The 24,702-nt window shown below is 65.7% G+C and carries 15 protein-coding genes; 4 read left to right on the plus strand and 11 right to left on the minus strand.

Annotated elements, in window-relative coordinates:
• Positions 1 to 22: 22 nt before the first annotated feature.
• The 10 genes from VGQ44_14670 to VGQ44_14715 all read right to left on the minus strand — a co-directional run bounded on the left by VGQ44_14670 (position 23) and on the right by VGQ44_14715 (position 16,033).
• Entirely contained in the window at positions 23 to 1,423 is a 1,401-nt protein-coding gene (locus tag VGQ44_14670; GenBank protein ID HEV8448070.1) for a glucose-6-phosphate isomerase, read from the minus strand.
• A gap of 35 nt (positions 1,424 to 1,458) precedes the next feature.
• Positions 1,459 to 2,238, minus strand: coding sequence for an MBL fold metallo-hydrolase (locus tag VGQ44_14675; protein ID HEV8448071.1), 780 nt, complete (start codon positions 2,236 to 2,238; stop codon positions 1,459 to 1,461).
• Between the two features lie 29 nt (positions 2,239 to 2,267).
• Positions 2,268 to 3,674, minus strand: coding sequence for a pyruvate kinase (gene pyk / locus VGQ44_14680; protein HEV8448072.1), 1,407 nt, complete (start codon positions 3,672 to 3,674; stop codon positions 2,268 to 2,270).
• A gap of 27 nt (positions 3,675 to 3,701) precedes the next feature.
• A complete protein-coding gene (gene tal, locus VGQ44_14685; GenBank protein ID HEV8448073.1) occupies positions 3,702 to 4,844 on the minus strand; it encodes a transaldolase in 1,143 nt (380 codons plus the stop codon).
• Positions 4,845 to 4,938: 94 nt separating this feature from the next.
• Complete coding sequence (locus tag VGQ44_14690; protein HEV8448074.1) at positions 4,939 to 6,231, minus strand: PQQ-dependent sugar dehydrogenase; 1,293 nt, start codon at positions 6,229 to 6,231, stop codon at positions 4,939 to 4,941.
• A complete protein-coding gene (locus VGQ44_14695) occupies positions 6,228 to 7,331 on the minus strand; it encodes an alpha/beta hydrolase-fold protein (GenBank protein HEV8448075.1) in 1,104 nt (367 codons plus the stop codon). The genes VGQ44_14690 and VGQ44_14695 overlap by 4 nt, the downstream gene beginning before the upstream one ends.
• Before the next feature lie 118 nt (positions 7,332 to 7,449).
• Positions 7,450 to 7,920: a hypothetical protein gene (locus VGQ44_14700; protein HEV8448076.1), complete on the minus strand. Its 471-nt coding sequence runs from the start codon at positions 7,918 to 7,920 to the stop codon at positions 7,450 to 7,452.
• A gap of 102 nt (positions 7,921 to 8,022) precedes the next feature.
• Positions 8,023 to 9,381 (minus strand): SusD/RagB family nutrient-binding outer membrane lipoprotein, encoded by a 1,359-nt coding sequence (locus tag VGQ44_14705; GenBank protein ID HEV8448077.1) that lies wholly within the window; start codon positions 9,379 to 9,381, stop codon positions 8,023 to 8,025.
• Between the two features lie 15 nt (positions 9,382 to 9,396).
• A complete protein-coding gene (locus VGQ44_14710; GenBank protein HEV8448078.1) occupies positions 9,397 to 12,735 on the minus strand; it encodes a SusC/RagA family TonB-linked outer membrane protein in 3,339 nt (1,112 codons plus the stop codon).
• Between the two features lie 397 nt (positions 12,736 to 13,132).
• Positions 13,133 to 16,033: a BTAD domain-containing putative transcriptional regulator gene (locus VGQ44_14715; GenBank protein ID HEV8448079.1), complete on the minus strand. Its 2,901-nt coding sequence runs from the start codon at positions 16,031 to 16,033 to the stop codon at positions 13,133 to 13,135.
• A gap of 126 nt (positions 16,034 to 16,159) precedes the next feature.
• Here VGQ44_14715 and VGQ44_14720 point away from each other — a divergent pair, with 126 nt between their 5' ends.
• Positions 16,160 to 16,996 (plus strand): glycosyltransferase family 2 protein, encoded by an 837-nt coding sequence (locus VGQ44_14720; protein ID HEV8448080.1) that lies wholly within the window; start codon positions 16,160 to 16,162, stop codon positions 16,994 to 16,996.
• The gene (locus VGQ44_14725; GenBank protein HEV8448081.1) at positions 16,993 to 17,709 is read left to right on the plus strand and encodes a polysaccharide deacetylase family protein; all 717 of its coding nucleotides are present in this window, start codon (positions 16,993 to 16,995) and stop codon (positions 17,707 to 17,709) included. The genes VGQ44_14720 and VGQ44_14725 overlap by 4 nt, the downstream gene beginning before the upstream one ends.
• Positions 17,710 to 17,970: 261 nt before the next feature.
• Here VGQ44_14725 and VGQ44_14730 read toward each other — a convergent pair whose 3' ends face one another.
• Positions 17,971 to 21,084, minus strand: a complete 3,114-nt coding sequence (locus VGQ44_14730) for a hypothetical protein (GenBank protein ID HEV8448082.1) — start codon at positions 21,082 to 21,084, stop codon at positions 17,971 to 17,973.
• 336 nt (positions 21,085 to 21,420) lie between these two features.
• Between VGQ44_14730 and VGQ44_14735 the strand changes: the two genes are divergently transcribed.
• Together VGQ44_14735 and VGQ44_14740 are read left to right on the plus strand one after the other, a co-directional pair.
• Positions 21,421 to 23,757 carry a M14 family zinc carboxypeptidase gene (locus VGQ44_14735; GenBank protein HEV8448083.1) on the plus strand — a complete coding sequence of 779 codons (2,337 nt, stop codon included), beginning with the start codon at positions 21,421 to 21,423 and terminating at the stop codon, positions 23,755 to 23,757.
• Positions 23,758 to 23,953: 196 nt separating this feature from the next.
• On the plus strand, positions 23,954 to 24,673 hold the full coding sequence (locus VGQ44_14740) for a matrixin family metalloprotease (protein HEV8448084.1): 720 nt from the start codon (positions 23,954 to 23,956) through the stop codon (positions 24,671 to 24,673).
• Positions 24,674 to 24,702: the final 29 nt, after the last annotated feature.

A 24,702-nucleotide genomic window follows, 5' to 3' on the forward strand; every position in this document is an offset into this window, starting at 1 on the left:
ATCGGTCCACCGGTCCACCGGCCTATCGGCCCTCCGCCTTCCAGGCATACCTCGCATCCGGCTTCGGCAACAGATTCCATTCCTTCCGCGCCTGTTCCGCGTCGACGCGGCCGAGTTGCGCGTAGGTGAACTGCTTGCCGAGCTCCACGCCCGGCTGGTCGAGCGGATTCACTCCGTAGAGCGCGCCCGCGTATATCGTTGCGATCTCCAGCAGCATGAACAGCGCGCCCAAATGCCACGCGTCCACACGATCGATATGGATCGTCATACTCAGCCGACCGCGCCTCGCGAGCGCGCCGGCAGTCGCTCGCTGTTCGATCGACAACAGCTCGCCCAGTCGGTGCCCGCCGAGGTAGCCGAGCTCCTTCACATCTGAATGTAGCGAAGGAATGGTCACGTCCGACGGTGATTCACGAACGGCGATGAACGTGACCGTTTTGTCGAGTGGCCCTTCCATGAAGAGCTGCACCTTGCTGTGCTGGTCGGTCGCGCCCAACGCGGCAAGCGGCGTCGGACCGACTCCATGGTCGCCGGGTTGCCGATGCTTACCGAGACTCTCTGCCCAAAGCTGCACGAACCAGTCGGCGAGATTGCGCAGCGGGTCGGAATACGGCATCAGCACGTGGATGTGCCGGCCGGCGGTCGAGTCCGCGAGGTATTGGAGCGTCGCGAAGAGCGCCGCCGGATTCTTCGACAGGTCTTTTCCCGTGCAGCCCGCGGCGATGTCGTGCGCTCCCGCGAGAAGCTGGGCGGTGTCCATCCCCGTCAAAGCCGCCGGAAGAATCCCGACCGGCGTGAGCACGCTGTAGCGCCCGCCGACGGCCGGCGGAATATCGACCGCGGGAATCCCCTCGGAGTTCGCGATCTCTCGCAGCGCGCCGTTCTTGGGATCGGTGACGAACACGAGATGCGCTTTCGCGTCCTTCGTTCCCTTGTTCAACCGATCGCGCACGACGAGATACTGCGCCATCGTCTCGGCCGTGCCACCCGACTTGGAGATCACGACGAACAGCGACCGTTCGAGCGAGAGGCGATCGAGCAGCGCGGCGATGGTGTACGGGTCGACGTTGTCGAGCACATGAAGGCGCGGATTTCCGGCGCGTTCCGCGTCGGTCAGCGCGTTCCAGTCGGGCGCGAGCAGCGCGGTGCGCAGCGCGATGGGGCCCAATGCCGAGCCGCCGATGCCAAGCACGACGACGTCATCATACTTGCCCTTCGCGCTGGCGGCGAAATCACTGGACTGCTTGTGAAGCTCCGTGTCGTCGGGGAGGGCAAGAAAACCGAGCTCACCCGCGGCTCTTCGCTTGCCGAACGTGTCGTGCGCTGCTCTGAACGCGTTGGGGGCGGACGTCCAATCGGCCGTCGTGATCCCACCGCCGACGACATCCCCCATCATGTTCGAGAAATCGAGATCGAGCGTCATGAGCGTGGTGTGAAGTGCGGCGCGCGTTACGCACGTCAGTCGACGCGAACCACCAGACCGTCGAACGCCGGCGTAATGCCGTGCGGCAGCTCTGCCTCGAGGTCCGCGTGGAAATTGTCGTGCGTGAGGTGCGTGAGATAGGTGCGCTCCGCTCCGACTTGACGCGCGGCGCTCACCGCCTCGGGGAGACTCAGGTGCGTAGGATGTTCCGTTCGAAAGAGGGCGTTGATCACGAGCACCTTCGCGCCGGCCAGCAAGCGGAGCGCGTCGGGTGGAAGCGACTTGGCATCCGTGACGTACGCCAACGGCCCGATTCGATATGCAAAGACCGTGACAGCTCCGTGAGGCACCCCGACCGGCAGCACTTCCATGTCGCCGACCATGAACGGAACGCCTGCGGCGACCGGATGCGCCTTTCCTTCGGGCTTCGACGTCCCGGGCAAAGGCCGGATTTGATCGTCGAAGATGTAGCGGAACTTCGACTCCAGCTCGTCCAGCGTCTCCTTCGGCCCATAAATCGGAAGCGGCGCCTCACGATTCACCGTGATCGCCCGCAAGTCGTCGATGCCGTGCGTGTGATCGGCGTGGCTATGCGTGTAGGCAACCGCGTCGACGCGGTCGATTGCCGCGGCGATCAGCTGGAGGCGCAGTTCCGGCGGCGTGTCGATGAGAAGCCGAGTCCCGTGAAAGTTCTCCACGACCGCGCCGACGCGATTTCGCTTGTCGCGCGGATCCGGCGACGTACACACCGCGCAGCGACACCCAATCTTGGGGACGCCGAAACTGGTGCCGGTGCCGAGGAAGGTGAGTTTCACGGAGTCACGGTGCGACGGGCGCCCGCCCGTTACACCGTCTCGACCTTGAGCAGGTTCGTCGTGCCGGGAACGTCGAACGGCACGCCCGCCGTGACCACGACGCGATCGCCATCGCGGGCGAGCCCGCGGCGTTGCACGGCTTCGAGAGCGAGCTGCACCATCTCGTCGTACGTGTTGCAGTGCTTCACGAGCTCCGGGATCACGCCCCACACGAGCGCGAGCTGGCGAAACGTGCGCGGTACGTCGGTCAGCACCAGAATCGGCACCCTCGGCCGGTGGGCGGCGACGACGCGCGCGCTGAAGCCGCTCTTCGTGAATACGATCAGCACAGGCGCATCGAGCATCGTGACCGCGGCCGCGCTCGCCGCGGCGATCGCAAACTCGGTGGACACCGCCGTCTCGTCTTTTCGGCGTTCGTCGCGCTGACCGCGGGGACGCGCGCGAGTCTCGATCTCCGTGATGATGCGGGTCATCGCTTCGACGGCCAACCGCGGATATTGTCCCGCCGCGGTCTCGGCCGACAGCATGACCGCGTCGGTGCCGTCGAGGATCGCGTTGGCGACGTCGCTCGCCTCGGCGCGCGTCGGACGCGGATGCGTGATCATGGACTCGAGCATCTGTGTCGCGGTGATCACCGGCCGTCCAAGCCGGTTGCACAGCGCGATGATCCGTTTCTGCGCCCACGGCACCTCCTCGAACGGCAGCTCCACGCCGAGGTCGCCGCGCGCGACCATGATGCCGTCCGAGGCGCGCACGATCGACTCGATGTTCTCGAGCGCCGAATCTTTCTCGATCTTCGCGACGACGAGCATGTGCTTCGGCACGAGCTGCCGCAGCTCGGCGATGTCCTGCGCCCGCCGCACGAAGCTCAGCGCGACGTACTCGAGCTCCTGCTGCACGGCGAAGGCGATGTCCTCGCGATCCTTCGACGTGATCGACGGCGCCGACACCTGCACGCCGGGCAGGTTGATTCCCTTGTGGCTGGAGAGCGTGCCGCCGTGTACGACGCGCGCCGTCACGCGAGGCTTGGCGACATCCAGAACGACGAGCTCGATCAGTCCGTCGTTGATGAGGATCCGGTCACCGTCGTTGACGTCGTCGGCGAGCGCCTCGTAGGTCACGGGCACTTCGTCGCCCTTCTCTTTCCCCTCCGGCGCGAACACGACGTCGCTCCCGTCGAGAAGCTCGCGCGTATTCCCCAGCTCACCGATGCGGATTCGCGGACCCTGGAGATCGCCGAGAATGGCGATCGGCCGCTTCGTCTCGGTGGCAACCTCGCGAATCAGCGCGATCGTCGCCGCGTGCTGTTCGTGCGTGCTATGTGAGAAGTTGATCCGGGCGACGTTCAGGCCGGCGCCGACGAGGCCGCGTAACGCGTCGCGCGTCGAGCTCGATGGGCCCAACGTGCACACGATCTTGGTTCGGCAGTAGCGCAATAGTGGAGTTCGTGTTGACGGCGTGAGTTAGTGGCTCTCGACCAGCTCCTTCCCCAGCGCCTTCGTCTTCGCCTGCAGTCCGGCCAGCAGCGTGTCGTACGACTTCTGGAAACTCGCGATGCCGTCGACCAGCAGCTTCTGCGTCACGTCGTCGATCGAGATTCCGTACGTGCCGAGCTCGTCGATCGTGGCCTGCGCCTCGTCGACGTCCTTGTCCACCGTGCGCGAGACGTTACCGTGGTTGCGGAACGCGTCCACGGTCTGCGGTGGCATCGTGTTCACGGTGTTCGGGCCGATGAGGTCCTCGACGTACATCACGTCGCGGTACGCCGGATTCTTGGTGCTCGTGCTGGCCCACAGCGGACGCTGGATCGTGGCGCCCTTCGCCGACAGCGCCATCCATCTCGGCGAGGCCTTCCGCTCCTGAAAGAGCTTGTAGGCGAGCTTTGCGTTGGCGATCGCCGCCTTGCCTTTCAACCCCTCGAGCGCTTTCGCGTCGCCCGGGCGTAACTTCGCGGCGGCGTCGAGCCGCTTGTCCGTCTCGGTGTCTACGCGGCTCACGAAGAAGCTGGCCACCGAATGAATGTTCGTGATGTCCTTGCCCGCTTCGACACGCTCCTCGAGCCCCGCCATGTATGCGTCGATGACCCGCGCGTACGCCTCGATCGCGAACAGCAACGTGATGTTGATGTTGACGCCGGCGGCCGTGAGTCGCTGCACCGCCTTCGCGCCTTCGACGGTGCCGGGTACCTTCACGAACGCGTTCGGGCGATCCACCGTTTTCCAGAGTCGCGTCGCTTCGTCGATCGTCGCCGCGGCATCGTTGGCCGCGCCGGGCGACACCTCGATCGACACGAAGCCGTCGGCGCCGTGGAGCCCGTCGAACGTCGGACGGAAGATGTCGCACGCGTCGCGCACGTCGGTCGTCGCGATCCGCTCGAACAGCTCCATCGCCGTGAAGTCGCCGGCGGAGAACCGAATCTGATCGTCGTACGTCGTGCCCTCGGCCAACGCCTTCTCGAAGATCGTCGGGTTCGACGTCATTCCGGTCACGGCATCGTCGCGAATTCGGCGCGCCAAGTCGCCGTTCTTCAGGATCGTGCGATCGATGAAGTCCAACCAGATCGCCACGCCCGCATCATGAAGATCCTTGAGTCGATTCTCACTCACTTCTCTCTCTCCCCCGAACTCTTCGCTGTTCAAGCGGTTCCCGTCCACCTGTCCACCTGTCCACCTGTCCACCTGTTTCACAACCTAGCCGATCCTACTTCTTGTCGTACACGATCTTGTAGATGCGTCCGCCCGCGTCGTCGGCGACGAACAGCGAGCCGTCGGTTCCCTGGGCAAGACCCGTGGGCCGGTGGTTGCCCGGGTTTCGCGGCCCGAAGCCCTCGGCGAAAACCTCAAAAGCGCCGGCGGCCTTGCCGCCGTTCAGAGGTTGGAACACGACGTTGTAGCCCTGCTGCGGCTCCGGGGCCCGATTCCACGATCCGTGGAACGCGATGAACGCGCCACTCTTGTACTTCGCCGGGAACGACGAGCCCGTGTAGAACATGAGTCCGTTCGGCGCCCAGTGCGCGGGAAAGACCGCGACCGGCTCCTTCTTCGGCGCGCATTGGCCGGTCTTCTTGCCGTCACCGCCATACTCGGGCGCGAGCACCAGATGGTGTTCCTCCACTGCGTAGTAGCAATACGGCCAGCCAAAGTCATCGCCCTGATTGGGCTGAATCAGTTCTTCCGCGGGGTTCTCGGCGTTGTAGTGCGCGCTTTGCGGCCACTGTCCAGAGTTCTCCGGCTCGCCGCCGAGTCCGTCGCGACCGTGCTGCGTCGTCCACAGCTTTCCGTCCAGCGGGTTCATCGCGATGCCGACCGCGTTGCGAATGCCGCGGGCGAAATGATTCTCGGCGCTCGGTTTCTGGTGCAATTTCCGCGCGTCGAACTTCCAGATCCCTCCGCGAATTTCGACTTCGTCGCACGGATTTTTCCCCGGGGATTCCTTCTGACGGTCGGCCGTCTGACACGAGTTGGTCGCCGTACCGAAGTTCACATATAGGTTGCCCGCGCGGTCGATCGTGAACGTCTTGACCTGGTGGCTCCCGCCCTTCGGCAATTCCTCGGCGACGGTGTCCGCGTTTCCCGCGGCAGCGAACGTTCCGGTCGGAAACGGATAGCGAAGAATCTCCGTGCTGGTTTCCGTATAGAGGTGTCCGTCGAACAGCGCGACCTCCGACGAGGTGAATCCGCGCGCGAAGTGGACCGCCTTGTCGGCCTTTCCGTCGCCGTTCTCGTCGCGAAGAATCCAGACGCCGCCGACGCCACCGCGCCCCTGCGCCGAAACGATCACGTCGCCGTTCGGCGCGACGACCATGTGACGCGGGTTCTTCAGCGTATCGCCGTCGACGCCGATTTTCTCCGCGTAGACGGTCGCGCAGAAGCCCTGTGGAAGCCTGATTCCGGCGTTCTCAGGGTCGCACTTTTCCGATCCACGCGGCTGCGCGCCGAGAAGGGCCGGGGCCGCCAAGAGCGCGACCGCGGCAACGGACAAAAATCGTCTCATTGATGGTTCCTGCCAGTTGTCGGTGAAGGACCGAACTCGAGAGTTCGCGAAAAGAATGGTAACACCTTGGTGATGATTCGCTGGCCGATGCCGTTGGTGTGCGTGCCGTCGTAGGTCTCGAAGGTGTGCGGCACCCCGGCACGCGTGAGCGCCGTGTCCATCGTGACGAGCTGCGACGGCGGCACGAGCTCGTCGCGCGTGCCGATGTCGAACGCGAACCCAGCGAGACGCTTCAGCCGGTCCGCCGAGCGCGGAATCATGTCGAGCGGAAAATGCTCGGTCCACTTCGCCGCTACTTCGTCCATCAGTCGCCAGCTGCTGTCCCGACGCTCCGCGGGGAAGTCCACGAAGAGTGGCGGCCGGTTCGGATTCGGCGTGAACGCGGCAGCCATCGCGAGATCGACCGATGCGCCGAACGGCAAGCGCTTCGCGTCATCGAGTGACGCCAGGTCCTCGACGAGCCCCCACGCCGCAGCGGCACCGGGATCCGCGGACATCCGAAAGTGCGTGCAGCACGCGCTGAGGGCGTATGCGGCGCCGTAGACGTCGCCGGCGTGTCGCATGGCCAAGTACAACGTGCCGAATCCACCCATCGAGTGGCCGGCGATTCCTCGGCTGCGCGGAGTGGCGAGCGTGCGGTACTTGCCGTCGATGTACGACACGAGCTCGGCGACCGTGAAGTCCTCCCAGCCGCCGGCCGACGAGGAGTTGGTGTAAAAGCTGCCGAGCAGGCGGTTTCGCTCGTTCGGCATCACGATGATCATCTCTCGCACCGCGCCGGCGGCGACGAGCGAGTCTGTGGAGCGGCCGATGTCGAACCCGGCGTAACCGCGCGCCCACGAAAGCTCGTTCGCGGTGAAGCCGTGGAGCAGGTAGACGACCGGGTATCGCTTCGTCGGACTCGAGCCGTAGCTCGGCGGCAGGTACACGAGCACCGAGCGATTCGGCGAATCGCCGTACTTGTTCCCCTCGAGCGCCGCCGAATGAACCGTATCGTGGACGAGCCGCGTCGCGGGCGCCGCCGCCTGCCCTTGCAGCGCCGCGGCGAGGAAAACCGAGAACAGCACAAACTGGCCGCGAGGGCGGAGGCGTGTCGTCATCGCCGTGTCACGAGTTGTCTGGTCGAACACGATGACTTACGCCGCGGGCGCCGCGAACGCAACCGCGGCCGTCTATTGGATCGGGCGCGGGTGAGCACCGCGCCCGCGCACTGATCGCTCAGCGCGCGACGGGCGTACCGGTTTGGGCCGTCCCGGCGGCATTGGCCCCGCCGTTCTTCAAAAACCCCTTCTCCACCGCGATCAGTGCTGCCGACGTGAGGAACGCTGCGAACAGTGTCCGCGTTGGCGAGAAGCCACGAATGTCGATTTCGCGAATCAACGGCCGTGGTACCTGGACGACCTCCTGCTTCCACGGGGCGCCTGTTCCATCGCGTCGCACCGACTCATCCATTGCGACGGAGAGCGAGGTCAAATCTTCGGCGACCACGCTTCCGCGCAGCTGCTCGATGGCCGGCCCCACCTTCGCCGCCATGATGACGGAGCCGGAGTCGGTCAGCGTCGCTTGCACTTGGCGTCCGGTGAGGTGCTCGGTCTCCGCGATGTGCGGCGTGGTATACGCGTAGCACCCCGAAGCGAGCACGCCGGCGACGACCGTAACCGTGGCGCGATGAGCTTGTTTCATGATCATGCGACGTCACTCCTGCAAAGGATCGCGGGGAGGGCGAGGCACGCTCACCCTCCCCGCATCAACGCTAGCACTTCAACTCCATTCCCGCGCCGGGACGGCGATTTACGGACAGCCGTTCGGGTCGTTCCAGTTTCGGCCGCTGGCGAGCCCTGGCTCGTTCGTCGGCGCGTTCGTGTTCGTCTGCATCTCGGTCGATCCATACAGGAAGCGGCCGGGGATCGCCGTCTTGTTGCGAGCCGGCTTGAGCGCCGGGAGACAGGTGCGCTTGTAGTCGTTCCACGCTTCGACGTTCTGGAACGTGAGGATGTACTTCTCGGTCATGATGTCGTTGAGCGTGGGGCTTGCGATCGGTGCCTTGCTGTACCGCGCACGCACGTTGTTGAGGGCCGTCGTCGCGGTGGTTTTGTCGTTGGTCTGGAAGGCCGCCTCGGCGATGATCAACTGCGTCTCGTCGTACGTGATGATCGGCTGCTGGAACTCCGCGTCGTTGGTGCGGTTCGATCCAAGAATCGACGAGACCGAATCGGCCGGCGTGGTCTGCGTCGTGACGTCGTAGCCGGCGTACCCGCCGTGCGAGTTCTTGGCGAAGTAGTCGGGCAGGCGCTTGTCGTTCTGGGCGACCATGATCTTGGCGAGGACGGAACCCGCGACGAGGTCCTGGCCGAACGACGTGAGCTGGAACTGCGCCCACAGGTTGCGCTCCGACGTGGCCGACGAGTGCACCGTGAGCCAGTCGTTGGCGGGCGTCGAGATACCCTTCTTGGCCTCGTTGAGCGCGCTCGTGTACTGCGCCGCACCGAGCTTCTCCTCCTGGTGGAGATAGATGCGGGCCTTGAGCGTGTGCGCGGTTTCGATCCACTTCGCGGTGTTGCCACCGTAGATGAGATCGTACGCGCCGGGACCCGCGCCACCGGAGCCCATGTCCGTAATGGCCTTGTCCAGGAGGGTCAGCAGATCGGCGTAGATCTGCTGCTGCGGGTCGAAATGAGGCGACGAGTTGCCGCCGACCGCTTCGCGGTACGGCATGTCGCCCCAGATGTCCACGCCCCACAGCACGTCCATCGCCTCGACCACCTCGGCGATGCCGAGATACACCTTGTCGTTCGCGGCCGTGGCGTTCGCCTCCACCTGGCGGATCTGGATCAATCCACCCGTGGTGTAGATGGACTGGAACGACCCGTCGAAACTGTCCGAGTCGATCGCGTAGGTGCCCTGCAGGTCGACGAACCGTCCGCCCTGGCCGGCGCACTGCTGCATCCACTCGCAGATGTTCATCGCCACCGGGCCTTCCTGCTGGCCCATGATGTTGGCGATCGCGCCGCCGAACAGCTGGTTGGTCGTGGCGGCCGTCGGAGCGTTGGGGTTGGCGACGGCGGTTTGAGAGTCGAGGAAGCTGCCGCACGCGCTGGGGAGCGCGAGCGCGACGACCCCGACGAACGCGGCGTATTTGGAGATTCGCATTCGAGAGTCCTCGCGTTAACGGTTGAGGCTGACCGAGACGACGAACGAACGGGTGAGCGGGAGGTTGAAGTAATCCGCCGCGCCGACCTGCTCGAACGGTCCCGCGACGTTGGTCTCGGGATCGAGCCCCTGGTACTTGGTCCACGTCTTGAGATTCCGACCGGCGACGCGGATGGTCATGGTGTTCAGGTTGAGCAGCCGGTTGACCCAGGCGCCGTCGAACGTGTACGCGGCCGAGATCTCGCGCAGCTTCACGAAGCCGGCGTTCTCGAGGCACGGCTCGTCGATGCCCGTGAAGGGACAGGCGGCGATGCCGCTCGTGCGATACCAGTTCTCGCCGATCGGAATCTTCTGGCCGGCGCCCGGACCGGTGACCGGCCCCGGGTACCAATCGGGATCACCGAATGCGTGCAGGTTGCCCGAACACGAGGCGTTCGACGAGCCCGTGCAGATCGCGCGGTTCTTCGTGTCGCCCGCGGTGCCGTAGCTCCACAGGGCGCCCCGCGTGCCGTCCCACATCAAACCGCCGTGACGGATATCGAGCAGTCCCGACAGCTCGAGCTTCTTGTACTTGAAGCTGGAGTGCATGTTGCCGGTCCACTTCGGATTCGGATCGCCGAGGATGCGCTGGTTGTCGAAATCGCCGCACGGCATGCCGGCGTTCGCGCAGCCATTCGTGCCGTCGTCGATGTACAGCGTGCCCTTCGCCTTGCCCTGGCACGCCGCGGCCGCGGACGGATAGTTGGCCTGTAGATAGTCGGTCGGCGTGACGCCGCAGCGGATCCACCCCAGACCGCGGATGACGCCGAGCGGCTGACCGACCATCGCCACCGTGCCGATGAACGACGACCCCGTGAACAGGAACTGCGCGCCGGCGATGTTCTCGACGAGCGACTGGTTCTTGCCCCAACCGAAGCCGAGGTCCCACTGGTAATTCGTGCCCATCAGCGGACGCAGGTTGAGCGAGAGCTCGGCGCCACTGTTGCGGAAGACGCCGGCATTCTTCGCCTCGCTGCCGAAGCCCGTCGACGGTGAGATCGGCGTCACGAGAATGACGTCCGTCGTGCGCGACTTGTACCACGTGGCGCTCAGGTCGGCCTTCTCACCCCAGAAGCCGAGATCGAAGCCTGCTTCCCTCTCTGTCGTGCGCTCGGGCTTGAGCGCCGTGGCAGGCTTCACGCCCGTGAAGAAGAGACCACCGAGGCCGCTCTGCGTCGGGGTGAGGCCCGTGCCCTGCGCAATGCCGCCGACCGTTCCTTGGCCGTTGAACACCGCGGACGTCAGGTACGGCTGCGGCTCGTTGCCCGCCTGACCGTAGGACAGGCGAAGCTTACCGTACGTGAGTCCCTTCACGCTGTGGAAGTTCGTGAAGTTCCATGCGGCGCTCGCCTTGGGAAACGCGGCCGTCTTGTTCGAGTGGCCAAACGTCGTCGAGCCGTCGCTTCGCAGCGCGCCCGTGAGATAGAGCTGCTGGTGGATGTCGAACGTCGCCTGACCGAAGTACGACTCGTTGTGGATCTGCGTCTGGAAATCGCTCGCCGGATCGCGCGACAGCGTGTTGATGATGTCCATCGGCTGCGGCGCGATGAGCGTGCGCCCAACGACGGAGAACGTGCGGAAATTGCGCGCGTTCAGGTTCTGGCCCGCGGTGAAGGTGCCGCCGAAGTTCGGGTTCAGGTTCCAGGTCGCCGTCGCCGTGAGGTTATGGTCGATCTGGTAGTCGACGATCTTCCCTTCGGTGACGCGGCCGGTGGCGGCAACGTCGGAGCACTCGGCCGGGCACCCCTCGGTGCGCTCGTCGTTGGAATAATCCGCGCCGAGTGTGTACGCGAACGTGAGCCAATTGTTCGCGATGTACTGCGCGTTCATGTTGCCGAACGTGCGTCCGGCCTTCTGATCGTTCAGCTCATCCTCGAGCGAGAAGATCGGATTGTTGAACCCGCGCGACTGTCCGGCGGTTTCCGGCGTCGGATCTTGGAGGCGGTACGAACGGTGGAGCCCCGTCTTGGGATCGAGCGCTGGGAAGTTGTTGAAGCCCGGCGGCGTCCGGAACAAGCCGAGGAGCAGGCCGTTCACGTTGTTGCCGCGCTGCGTCAAGTGGCCGCGCGTATCGGCGTACGAGAAGTTGCCGCCGAGCGTGAAGTTGTCCGTCAGGTGGTGCGTGGCGTTCAGGCGAACCGTGCCACGGTTGAAGTAGTTGTTCGGCCCGATGAACACGCCCTGGTTGTTGTTGTAGTTGCCCGACAGGTAGAAGGTCGTGCGATCGTTGCCGCCCGACGCGCTGAGCGTGTTGTCGAGGATGTGGCCGGTGTCGAATGCTTCGCTCGCGTGATCGTACGTCGGCGTACCGGCTGGAATCGCCGGGCCCCAGCTGCGCAGGCAGCTCCCCTTGCCGATGTCGTCGCACGTACCGGCGGCCACGTTCTGCAGCCCCTGGCCGAAGCCGCGCTGCAGCGGTTCTTTGCGCGTGACCTGGTCGTTGGAGCCGGACGAGCGCAGCTCGTAGTGCGTCTGCCCAGAGCGGCCGTGCTTCGTCGTGATCAGGATGACACCGTTCGCGGCGCGCGCACCGTAGATCGCCGCGGCGGCCGCGCCCTTGAGAATCTCGATGTTCTCGATGTCGTCCGGATTGATGTCCATCATGCGGTTGGGAGCCGAGGTGCCCTCGAACTCGCCGCCGTTGTCCTGTCCGCCGACGCCGCCGCCGCCCGCGTCGATCGGATTGAAGTTCGTCGTCGAGAAGGTTTCGTTGTTCGCTGGAACGCCGTCGACGACGAATAGCGGCTGCGTCTGCCCGTTGAGGGTGCGCAGACCGCGGATCTGAATCTTCGACGCGGCGCCCGGATCGCCCGCCGATTGGTTCACCACGACGTTGGGCGCCTTCGCCGCCAACGCCTGAACCACGTTCGACTCGTTCGACTTTTGAACGAGGGTCGAGTCGACTTGGTTGCGTACGTTGCCAAGCTTCTCGACTTGCATCGTCGTGCCCGCGCCCGTTACCACGACTTCACCCAGTTGCAGCGGATTCGCTTCGAGCGTGAAGTCCTGCGTGATCGTGCCGGGGTTCAGCGTGACGCGCGCGGTTTTCGGCTTGTAGCCCACGCGTCGCGCCGTGATCGTGACGGCCGCCCGCGTGACACGCGCGCCGGGGACGGTGAACAGATACGTCCCATTGTCTTTCGTCGATCCACCGAGTCCCAACTCTGGGATCGACACTGCCACGCCGGCCAAACCACTGCCGCCTTCACCGGTGACCTTTCCGGTAATCGTCGCGGGCTGCTGCGCCGCGAGCGCGACCGGCACCGCTACTGCGACAGCCCACGAAGCAAGGATGCCGCGGAACGAGAGTGCCATGCCTCCTCCATCGACCGTACTGCTTGGGTGAGTGGCCGATATCGCGATTTGGCGAGCGCGTGCGAAGTCCTTTACTCGAGAATCGCAATTCGGCGCGAGCACGAACCTGCGACCTGCGCGGACCACGAGCGCTACGGGGACGCTCGTCCCACCGGTGGTCCCACCGGCGTCACGCAAACAACCCTGCGAGGTGACAAATCGTCACCCAGAAATTGACAAAACCTCGACGCATATATTATCCAATCCTGATAACTTGGCTAGATCGCGCGCCAATCGTTTCAGATGCGTAAACCGGCCTCGTTTGGGACGGTTCGTCACACGGAAACCGCGCTGACCGTTAGCTGATAGGGACCAATTGATCGGCGCGAGTCGCGGCCGACGACTCGGGCCGCTACGTTCAGCGGCTCGTCGGGATCAAGCGCTCGCGGGCGGCGCGCACAACCGCCGTGTCTCCCAGCTCCGTCGCGAGATCGATCTGGAGCCGCAGCCCCGTCTCTTTGTAACGCGGCCACCCACGGCCGAACGATCGGCGTAACAAGGCCGAGAGGGCGTGGCGCGAGTCGCCGGCCGCGCGGTACTCGCGCGCGACGAGAAGATTCGCATACCGCATGGCGTCGCCCACCGCCGGACCGCTGAGCATTAAGGAATCCAAATGGGCGAGGCGCTCGCGCGCGGTCGGCGCGTTCGACTCGATCGCGATCGCTGCGTCGAGCAGCGTTGCGCACGTGCTCGGGCTCGCGCCGACGGGCACTGGGAACGCCGGCGTGCCGCCGGCGCGCAGCATGGCGAGCGCGTCGCGCGCGCCGCGCACGTCGCCCGTCTCGAGACGCCACTGGCCGACCACGCACGCGTCCGCCAATCGCACCGCACTGTCCGCTACCGACGCGGTACTCGGAGCCCGCAAATGATCGCTCAGCGCGTCCGCTTCACGACGCGCCGACACCGGCACGTCGCCGGAGTACAGCGCATCGAGCACGCGGAGTCGAAGGCCGGCGTGCAATCCCGGCGGAAACGACTCGAGGTCGCGCGCGATCGCGTTCGCCGCGACACGATCGCCGCGATTCAGCGCGCGGCTGTGGCGCGCCAGCGCGACGTCTACGCGCTCGCCGTCGGTGATCGCCCGCCGCGCGAGGATTTCGATCGCCCGGTCGCCATCGGGCACGTCGATGCCGTCGAACTGCGACGTCATCGCGATGTTCCGCAGCGCGCCGCTCGGCGCGTCGCCAAGATGCGCGCGGACACGGCGCACCTCCTGCGAATCGCCTAGCGCGTGCGCGACGCGCCATCGTACGAAAACGCTCAACGCGTCGCTCGAGTCCGCCGCCGGGACGCTCGACACGAGCCGGCGCAGCGACGCCGTGTCGCGCAGCCGGGCGTAAAGGAGCGCGAGCATGCGGCGCGACGGGCCGGACGACGGGTCGAGTTGCAGCGCGCGCGAGAACGCTTCGCTCGAGCGTGCCGCGGCGTCACGCATTCCGATGATCTCGCCGTCGTTGTACAAGCTCTCGCCGAGCTCGTACCACGCGTCGGCGCGGTCGGGCGCGAGGCGCACCACCGCGCGCCACGCCTCGAGGATTTCCGAGGCCGACGACGGTTGCGGATATCGCGGGCCCGCGAACGCACGCAAGAACGCGCGATCCGCCGGCGGCAGCGAGGCCTGGTGCGCCCAAGCGATCGCCACGCCGCGATCGTGCTGTTCCGCCGAGTTCGCCTTGTCCGCCGACATCGCCAACCCGAGCGCGGCGAGCGCGAAGCTCGGCTCCTCGGCGAGCGCTTGTCCGTACGCGCGAAGCGCGAGGTTGTAGTCGCTCAACCGATATGCGGCGCGGCCGGCCACGTAGTCGCGCAGCGCCGACGGTGAGATGCTCGGCGGCTCGGGCAGCGACGACGATCGGTCGCCGGATTCTCGCAGAATCAGACCGGCGACGATCTTGTCGACGAGCGCGGTCAAACTGTCGGGCGGGCCGGAGACACGCACCGACGCGGCGATCTGCGACTTGCGCACGTCGACGAGCGTCGCGGCAATCGCCACGGTTCCGTTGGGCGCGGGCTCGATCGAGCCGGCGACGATTTCATCGACGCTCAGCGACTTGGCCAATCGCACGGCGTCGGCGATCGTCGGCGTCGTGGCTCCGTCGTTCATGAATCCGGTCGAGCGCGCGGCGCGCAAGACGCGCGACGGATCCGTCTCTCGCTTTCCGTCGGCGAGGGCGATGCGCGAGCCGAGCAACTCGAGAAGGCCCTCGCGGACATACGAGGCCGATGCGTCCGACGCTTCGACGTGGAACGGCGCGACGGCGACCACAGGCTCATGGTCCGCCGCTCGAGCCGTGGCCAGACGCCACGCCGATGCCGACAACGCGCCGATCGCCACCAGAATCGTGGCGGCAAATCCCATCCACGCCGCTGACGACGCTTTGAGCCGCTTCGTGATGCCCGCGTCGCGATCGTCGCTCGGAACGACGCTCACGCCGATCGTCGAAACGGCCGCCGCATCAGGCGCCGATACGAGCGCCTCCGACGGATGCTCCGATGGAAGGACATCCTCGGTCTCAGTGCTCGGCACTTCTCGCGTCGGCGTCGAACGGCGAAGCTTGACCAACAACTCCGCGACTTCGGGAGCGGGTGGAAGGTCGAGCTCGCTCTGCATCCGGATCTCGTGCCAACGTCCGCGCTGCAGAGCACCGACCTGATCGCCGCTCTCCGCGAGCGCCGTCATGAGTCCCGCCATTGCGACGCCGTTCAGCGGATCCTGATCGGCGAGCCGAATTCGCCACTGGATTTCGCCCTGGCGATCACCGGCCTCGTGGGCTTCGCGCGCGAGCGATTCGAGTGACTGCGCGAACGCGCGCGACAGTCGATCTCGTTCAGTGGCGGCCCAGAACTCGAAGTCAGGATCCCCGTTGAGATAAAAACCATCGAGAAACGGACCGCGGTAGACCTTCACCGCGTCGGCGAGACGGCCCTGCGCGAGTGCGAGCTGGAAGTCGCCGACGTCGGACGTCATCGCGGCGGGATCGATGCGTAAGTCCGCACCGCTAAGAAAGATTCGCTCGACGCCGAGTGCTTTTCTTATATGGTACAGCGACTGGGTGAGCGCGTGTCGCGATTTGTCAGGCTCGCCCTCAGACCAGAGCAGTCCGAGCAGCTTATCGCGAGACATTCCGCGTTCGCCGACGGATGCGAGGATCGTGAGAATCGCGAGCAGGCGACGCTGCCCCGCGGCCCCCGACAGAATCTCCCCGTCCCGCGACAGGTAAACGCTACCAAAGGTGCTGAGTCGAAAGGGGGGGATCATCGGGCCGGCGGCGAGACCGTCTGACATCCATCTGAGGGGGGAACCTTATAGATGGACCGCCGACTACGGAAACGCAACATCCGGCGGCGGCATTCGGTTCGCATTTCTCCCACCCAGACGCACGCGATGTCCGCTGCGGTACCTCTGAACCTGTCCGCTCTGCGCGAGGGGACTTCGCTCGCCTCCGTCGACGCCGCGCCGCAACACGGCATCGCGGTCAGCGTCGTGATTCCGACGCTCAACGAGGCGGCGCAAATCGCTCAAGCTGTCGCCGACCTGTCTTGGGCGAACGAAGTCATCGTCGTGGATGGCGGTTCGACCGATCGGACACCCGCGATCGCTGAAGCGGCTGGGGCGCGCGTGATCATGGTCTGCGGCGAGACCATCGCGGCGCAGCGGAACGCCGGGATCGAGGCGGCCCAGAATCGCTGGATTCTCGCATTGGACGCGGATGAACGCGTCACGTCCCAGCTGCGAGCCGAGATCTCCCAGATCGTGACCGGCCGGAACCCGACGCGCGCGGCCTACCGCATGAAGTTCCGCAACCACTACCTCGGCCGGGAGCTGCACTACGGACCGTGGGGGCGCGATTGGCACGTTCGGCTGTTCACGAACGAGCGTCGCTACGTGTGCCATCGCGTGCACGAGCACCTCGAGCCGATCGAAGACATCGGGACGCTCACCGGCCCGATCGTGCACTATCCGTATCGCGACCTCGCCCACCATGTTGCGAAGATCGTGAAGTATGCGCGGTGGGGGGCGGAGGATTTGTACGCTCGCGGGCGCGAAGCGCGCATGCGCGACTTGGTGGGTCGTCCGGCGTGGCGTTTCTTCCGCGACTACTTCGTGTACTCGGGATGGCGCGACGGAAGCGTCGGCTTCGTGGCTTCGGCGCTCAGCTCCTTCGCGTCGTTTCTGAAATACGCCTTCCTGTTTTCCAGGAGCCGATCGACCGAGGGATGAAGCTCACGATCCTGATGTATCACAAGGTCGATGAGCTTCCGTCGGACGTTCGGACGCCAGGCAACTTCGTCGCGCCGGAGCTCTTCGCGGCGCAGCTCGACGCGCTGCGTGCGCTGGGCTATCGCACGATCGATTTCGCCGACTGGCTCGCCCATCGCGACGGTGGCCGTCCCCTGCCGAAACGACCGCTGATCCTCACATTCGACGACGGGTACACTTGCTTCGACGAGCGGGCGTGGCCGGCGCTCCGCTCGCGCGACATGGGCGCCTGGGTCTTCCTCGTCGCCAGTCAGATCGGCGGCACGAACGCCTGGGACCGCGGCGAGCACTCGTTCCCCCTGCTCGGCCCCGAACGCATCGCCGCGCTGCGGCGCGACGGCGTACGATTTGGGTCGCACGGCGATCTCCACGTGCCGCTGGCCCGCGTCCCGCTCGAACAAGCCGCCGCCGATCTGCGCCGATCCCGAGAGACGTTGAGCGAGCTGCTCGGCCACTCAGTGGACGTCGTGGCGTACCCGTTCAGTAACCAGAGCCGCGCCATCCGCCACGCCGCCCGCGCCGCCGGCTACCGTTGCGCCGTGCGCGGCAAGGGCCGTATGAATTCCGGCCTCACCGACCGCTTCGGCCTCCGCCGCATCAAGATGGATTCGACGATGACCGTCGAGCGCTTAGAGCGGATCCTTTTCGTGGAGCGTTATTTCAGATTTCTATAGACCAGTCGGCGGAACAATGCGCCGTGCGCGCGCTCGACTGCAACTGAACTGCTCACCGCAAGAGACGCGGAGGACGCAGAGACACGCAGAGAGAAGACGACGAGAGGACCGTTTGCAACCGACCCCGGGAAGCCACGCTAGGGCATCCCGGGGTCGCTTCACAATGTCTCGCTGGTGCTTTCCTCCGCGCCTCTCTGCGTCCTCCGCGTCTCTGCGGTCGAGTCGTTGCGGTTTCCGCAGAAGCACAGTCGCGCGCACGGGCTACGCCTTGGGCCGAACCTCGGGACCCAGCACTCGGAGAACGGCCGCTTCCACAGTATCGAGATCTTTTCGGAGCACCTGGTACCGTTCGACAGCGTCGCGGCCGATGCGTTGGTCGACGCGGGCGGTCATGCCGGCGAGATACGTGATTTGCGTCTGGAGGCCCGGGCGGCCGTAGCGGATGCCTTCGTCGGGGCCGAAGAGCGTCGTCGCGAGCGAATCCACCTTGGCGAGAGAGTCGGCGCTGCCGCCGTTGCGCAGGCGTGTCCGGGCCTGGCGCACGCGGTTGGCAACTCGGCCGACCTCGGCGGTCATCTCGCGCATGCGCACGTTGTGCTCGTACTGCTCGCGCAGATCGGCCGTGGTGACGTGGTCGGCGACCAGCCGTGGATCGGGCGTCAACGCCAAGGGCTGCGTATCGCTCCATGTGCCAGCCGACATCTTCACCTTGTACGATCCCGGCGGGAGCATCAGGCCGCCGTCGTTGTTGAAATCCCAGACGAGACGATTCACGCCGGGGTTCGCGCTGAGACGAACCGGCGGCGCGGCGCGACGGAATCCTCCCCCGCCCTCCTCGTCGTCCGGAGCGGCGGCGGGGGCGTCGGCCGACGCAACGCTCGCCGTGGCTTCGCTCGAGTACTTCCGCACTTCGTGGTTCGCCGAATCGAGTATCGAGATGTTGACCGGGCCCGACGGGGCGTGCGCCAGGTAGTACTCGATTGACGCGCCGCTTGGGCCGAACTGCGCCTGCCCCGACGCCGCGGCGCCGGCGCCACCTCCGCCGCCGCCCCCACCGAAGCCGCGCCCTCCGCCGATGCGCGCGCGCACGGCGTCGCGCGGCTTGAAGAGGACCGACGCGGCCGTCGCGGTCTGCGCGTTCACCTGCCGCAGCGACGAGACGTCGTCGAGGATCCACATCGAGCGTCCCTGCGTCGCGACGATCATGTCGTCGTGGTGGATCTTGATGTCGGTGATCGGCACGTTCGGCATGTTGAGCTCGAAGGGCTGCCAGTGCCCACCGTCGTCGTACGAGATGAACAGCCCGAATTCCGTGCCCGCGTAGAGCAGGTGCTCGCGCACCGGATCCTCGCGCACGACTCGCGTCGGCCAATCGGCGGGGATGCCGTTCTTGCCGTCGGTCAGTCGCGTCCACGTGGCGCCGTAGTTTTCAGTCTTATAAATATACGGCTCGAAATCGCCGAGCAGGTAGCGGTACACCGCGTAGTAGGCGGCGCCCTTTCGGTGCGGCGACGTCTCGATGTACTGGACGCGCCCCCCCGTCGGCAGGTCCTTGGGCGTGATGTTCTTCCACGTCTTGCCGTTGTCGCGCGAGATGTAGAACGGACCGTCGTTCGACCCCGTCCAGATGACGCCCGGCTCGGTCTTCGATTCGCTGATCGCGTAGAGCGTGCTGTAGAACTCCTCGCCCGTCACGTCGCGCGTGATCGGCTCGCCGCTTCCGCCTTGGCAGCACGCCGGGTGCGCGGTGAGGTCGGGCGAGATTTTTTCCCAGTGCACGCCGCCGTCCTTGGAGCGGTGCACGAACTGCGATCCGTAGTAGACAACGCTCGAATCCCACGGCGACGTCTCCATCGGCGACACGCGTTGGAAGCGGTAAATGAGATCCTTCGCGTCGTTGCCGTAGAGCGATTGACCGCCGACCCAGTAGTTCTGTTCCTGGCGCGTGTTCATGAACATGCGTCCGAACTGCCCCTTGCACGCACCGTAGACGATCTCCGGATTCTTCGGGTGCGGCATGATCGGCCCCGTCTCGCAGCCCGGTCCGCTCTCGAATGGATCCGTGTTGCCGGCGACGGGATTGCTCGGCACGATCACCGTGCTCGCGTCCTGCTGCGCCCCGTAGAGGCGATACGGCGTCTGCTCGTCGAGCCACACGCCATAGATCTCGGCGGTCGGCTGATTCATTTGCGTCGACCAGGTGCGGCCGCCGTCCTGCGAGACGTTCGCGCCGCCGTCGTTCGACTGGATCATGACCTTCCCGTCGTGCGGGCTGATCCACATGTCGTGATTGTCGCCGTGCGGCGTGCGCATCGACGTCCACGTCGACCCGCCGTCCGTCGACTTGTAGAAGCTCTCCGCGCCGGCGTAGACGATGTCGGCGTTCGTCGGATCGGCGGCGAGCGCGACGTAATAGAAGGGGCGCGTGATGAGCTGACCGTTGCTGCTCACCTGCTTCCACGAGACGCCCGCGTCGTCGGAGCGATAGAGTCCGCCGCCCGGCTTCGCCTCGACGAGCGCGTAGATGCGATTCGGGTTGGCCGCGGTGACGGCGAGATTCGCCTTGCCGACCAACGCCGTCGGCAGGCCGCCGGTGATCTTGGTGAAGTGCTCGCCACCGTCGGTGCTCTTGTAGAACCCGACGCCGGCCGAATTCTGCGCGCCGCTGATGATCGTCCACGGCTTGCGCTGCCCGCGCCACATCCACGCGTATACGATGTCCGGGTTCGCGGGATTGAGCTCGACGTCCGCCGCGCCGACGCTGTCCGACACGAACAGCACCTTCCGCCACGTCTTTCCGCCGTCGGTGGTCTTGAATACGCCGCGCTCGGAGTTCGGCTTGAACGCGTTTCCGATCGCCGCGACCCACACGACGTTCGGGTTCGACGGATGGATGCGCACCGCACCGATCTGACCGGCGTCATACAGGCCGGCGAAGGTCCAGCTGGTTCCCCCGTCGGTGGTTTTGTACACGCCACGGCCGGTGGAGACGTTGCTGCGAATATCGTCGGAGCCGGTGCCGAGGTAGATCGTGTTCGGCTCGGATTCGGAGACGGCGATCGACCCGGTCGACGCGACAGGCACCTTGCCGTCGGTGATCGGCACCCACGAGGCGCCGGCATCGGTCGTTCGGAAGACGCCGCCGCTCGCCACGCCCATATAGAAAGTGCGCGCCTGCGACGGCACACCGGTCACCGTCGTGACGCGGCCGCCGCGCGGCGGACCGACCATCCGGAACCGAAGCCCGTGGAAGAGCATCGTGTCGACGGAGGCGAGTATCGGCGCCGTCGAGTGCGCGGCCGCGGCTCGTTGAGCGCGAGCGAGCGAAGGACGGAAGGCGACGAGAACGGCGAGGATAAACGCAGGACGTCTCATGACAGGCTCGAGGATGGTCGGGGCGAAGAGAAAACTGGCGTGAACGCGCCGAGTTGCCAGTGGGTGCGGCATCAGCGGCGCGCACTAAAGGGGACCTCCGTGGGGCGAACATTCTAGTCGTCAGCGACCGGCGGCAGCGTCAGGCGAAACAGCGCCGTCTGGACTGGCGCCCGTCGCTGACGCTGACGACTAGAGCGCCAGCGGCCACAACAGCCCCCTTTCAGCCGCGCCGCGCCGTTACAAAACCCAACGAGTCGCCCCGCTATCTCGTAGTCTGTCGACTCTTACGCCCTCGAAAGCCGTGGCGTATCGTCAACGGCCCTCAATCCTTCCTCGATGCGCCTTCGTGCTTTCGCCGTAACGAGCCTCGCCGCCTGCGTCGCTGTCCCCGTCGCCGCGCAGCGTACGGCGATTCCGACGCCCGCCTCCATCCTCGGCTTCGAGCCGGGCGCCGACCGGCATCTGCCCAGCTGGAAACAGATCACCGACTACTTCACGGCCCTCGACAAAGCGAGTCCGCGCGTCACGACGCGGGTGCTTGGCAAGACGACGCTCGGCCGGCCGTTCCTCGCGGTCTTCATCTCCGACTCGGCGACGCTGGCGAACCTGGACCATTATCGCGAGATCCAACGGCGATTGATGGATCCGCGGCTTCAGGGGGCGCGTGGCGACCGCGAAAAGCTGATCGACGAAGGAAAAAACGTCATCCTCGTCACGTCGGCGATCCATTCGAACGAGTCGGGCGGCTTCACGACGCCGATCGTCCTCGCGGATCGTCTGGCGCGCGCGCAGGACCGTGAAGCGAAGGAGATCCTCGCCAACACGATCATCATCCTCGTGCCGTCGCAGAACCCCGACGGCGTGGACATCATCGGCGACTACTACCGCTCGACGCTCGGCACGCCGCAGGAGGGACGTGACCCGCCGGTGCTCTACCACAAGTACGTCGGCCACGACGACAACCGCGACTGGTACGCGTTCACGCAGCCCGAGACGCGGTACACGGTGGATTCGCTCTACACGCCGTGGGACCCGGAAATCGTGAACGACATCCACCAGCAGGGATCGAACGCGGGTCGAATCTTCATTCCGCCCTACATGGACCCGATCGAGCCCAACATCGATCCGATTCTCACGGCGGCGACGAACGGCCTCGGCATGTCGATCGTGTGGCGGATGACGAACGAGGGATTCACGGGGATCGGCAGCAACGCATCCTATGACCAGTGGTCGCCGGCGCGGCAATATTCGCTGTATCACCGCGGCGCGCGACTGCTCACCGAGACGGCGAGCGCGCGTCTCGCGACGGCAATCGACATTCCCTTCGACCAGCTCGGCGCCGGTCGAGGGTATGAGGCGAAAACGGTGTCGTGGAATTTCCCGTCGCTCTGGGTGGGCGGGCATTGGGGCTACGGCGACATCGTGCGGTATCAAGTCGCGGCAAGCTGGGCGCTCTTCCTCGACGCGGCGCTCAACCGCCGCGCGTGGCTCGAGGGCTACGCGGCGCAGGCCGATCGCGCGATGGGCGATCTTCCGGCGTGGGGGCGCGACAAGTGGCCATCGGCGATCGTGATTCCGAAGACGCAACCCGATACGCAGGCGCTCCAGCGTTTGATCTGGACGCTCCAGCACGGCCAGGTCGAGGTGCGTGAATCGACCGCGCCGACGACGATCGACGACAAATCGTATCCCGCCGGCAGCTACGTGGTCCTCACGAAGCAGCCGTTCGGCGCCTACGCGAAAGCGCTTCTCGAGCGCCAGCACTATCCGGATCTCTTCGACTACCCGGGCGGGCCGCCGAAGCGCCCGTACGACGTCACCGCGCACACGCTGCCGCTGCTCTTCGGCGTCGACGTCGCGCACGCCATGGACGCTGCGCCCGCGACGGGACCGGTGATCAAGGGGGTGCCCGAGCCGAAGGTCAGCGCGAAGATCTCGTCGTCGAAACGAATCGCGCTGCTGCGCCCGAGCACCAACGAGCCGATCGACGAGGGTTGGACGCACTGGATTCTCGATCTCTACAAGGTGCCGTTCACGCCAATCACCGAGAAAGACGTCGAGCCGGGTTCGTTGAACGACAAGTTCGACGTGATCGTGATTCCCGAAGGCGGCATCGCGGGCGCAGGTGGGCGCGGCGGCGGTGGCGGTGGCGGCCGCGGTGGTCGAGGTGGCGGCGGTGGCGGCGGTGGTGGAGGCGCGGCCGATTCGTTCGCCGCGTTGGACAGCTTCGTGAAAAACGGCGGATCCGTTCTGGCGTTCAACACGGCGTCGACTGCGCTGATCAGTGGACTCAAGCTGCCGGTGAAAAACGTGCTCGCCGGCGTCTCGAGCAATGATTTCTACTGTCCCGGTTCGATACTCGCCGTGGAGCTCGATCGCTCGAGTCCGCTTGTGAAAGGCTTCACATCCAATGTTCCCGCGATTTGGTTTGAGAACGGCCCCGCGTTCGAGATTTCAGACCCCTCCCAAGCGACCGCGGTGGCGACCTATCCCGTTACAGGAAATCCACTCCTTTCAGGGTGGCTCCTTGGCGGGTCGAAGCTCAATGGCAAGGCCGCGCTAGTTGATGTGAAACTGGGCCGCGGGCATGTGGTGCTGTACGGGTTCCGGCCGCAGTATCGCGGCCAGTCGATGGCGACCTACCCGCTGATTTGGAGTGCCATTGGGCAATGAGCCGCGCGTTTCCGCTCGGCTGCACCAAAAACTGACGCTTTGCTGAAACGTTGTGGTGGAGTCCGGGTACGAGTGACACATGTGACTTAGGTCACTTCCCCGCCTCCAAAGGCAGTGAGACGCCCGGTCTCTCTCGCCGGCTCGAACGAAGAACCTTCCTCCTCCGGGCACAGTCGCTCCCTCCTCCGCAGGTCAAATGCAGCATCGCCGGTCTGTTCTCGCGCTTGGGCGCGTCGCAGGCATCACGGGCACCGCGCTTTTCGCGGCGGCCGCGCTCAATTGCACCGCGTACACGGCCGGTGGCCGTGACGGATCGCTCGACGGCTTCACGGAGCCGCGCCGAGCTCCCAGCGATTTCATCTCGCGCGAGGCCGTGCTGTCCGCGGCTCCAGGCACGTACATCGAAGCAGTTCTCGCCGATCGCGACTCGACGATCGAGCGCTGGCCGGCGCGTGTGGCGCAGCCGATCCGCGTCTGGATCGACTCTTCTTCGCTCTGCGACGGCCCGCAGGCCAGCTTCCCGGCGGCCGTTCGTACCGCCTTCACCACGTGGGGCACCGCCGGCATCCCCGTTCGCTTCGCGTTCGTTCCCTCGAGCCGCGACGCCGACATCCGCGTCCACTGGACGACGCACCTCGATCACAAGACCGGTTCAACCACCTGGCGCACCGACCGAAACGGTTGGCTGACGCAGGGCGACATCACGCTGGCCACGCACATCAGCGATGGAATGCCGCTCGATTCACGCGGCATGCGCGCGATCGCGCTCCATGAGGTGGGTCACTCGCTTGGCTTGAGCCACAGCACAAATCCGCAGGACATCATGGCGCCTCTCATTCGTGTGGACGTCTTGAGCTTGTCCGACCGAAACACGATCAAGCTGTTATACTCCTTTCCGGCAGGTCCCATCCACTAACACTCCCCTTTTTTTGTTCACCCCGGCCC

This window comes from Gemmatimonadaceae bacterium (assembly GCA_036003045.1).
GTDB lineage: Bacteria > Gemmatimonadota > Gemmatimonadetes > Gemmatimonadales > Gemmatimonadaceae > JAQBQB01.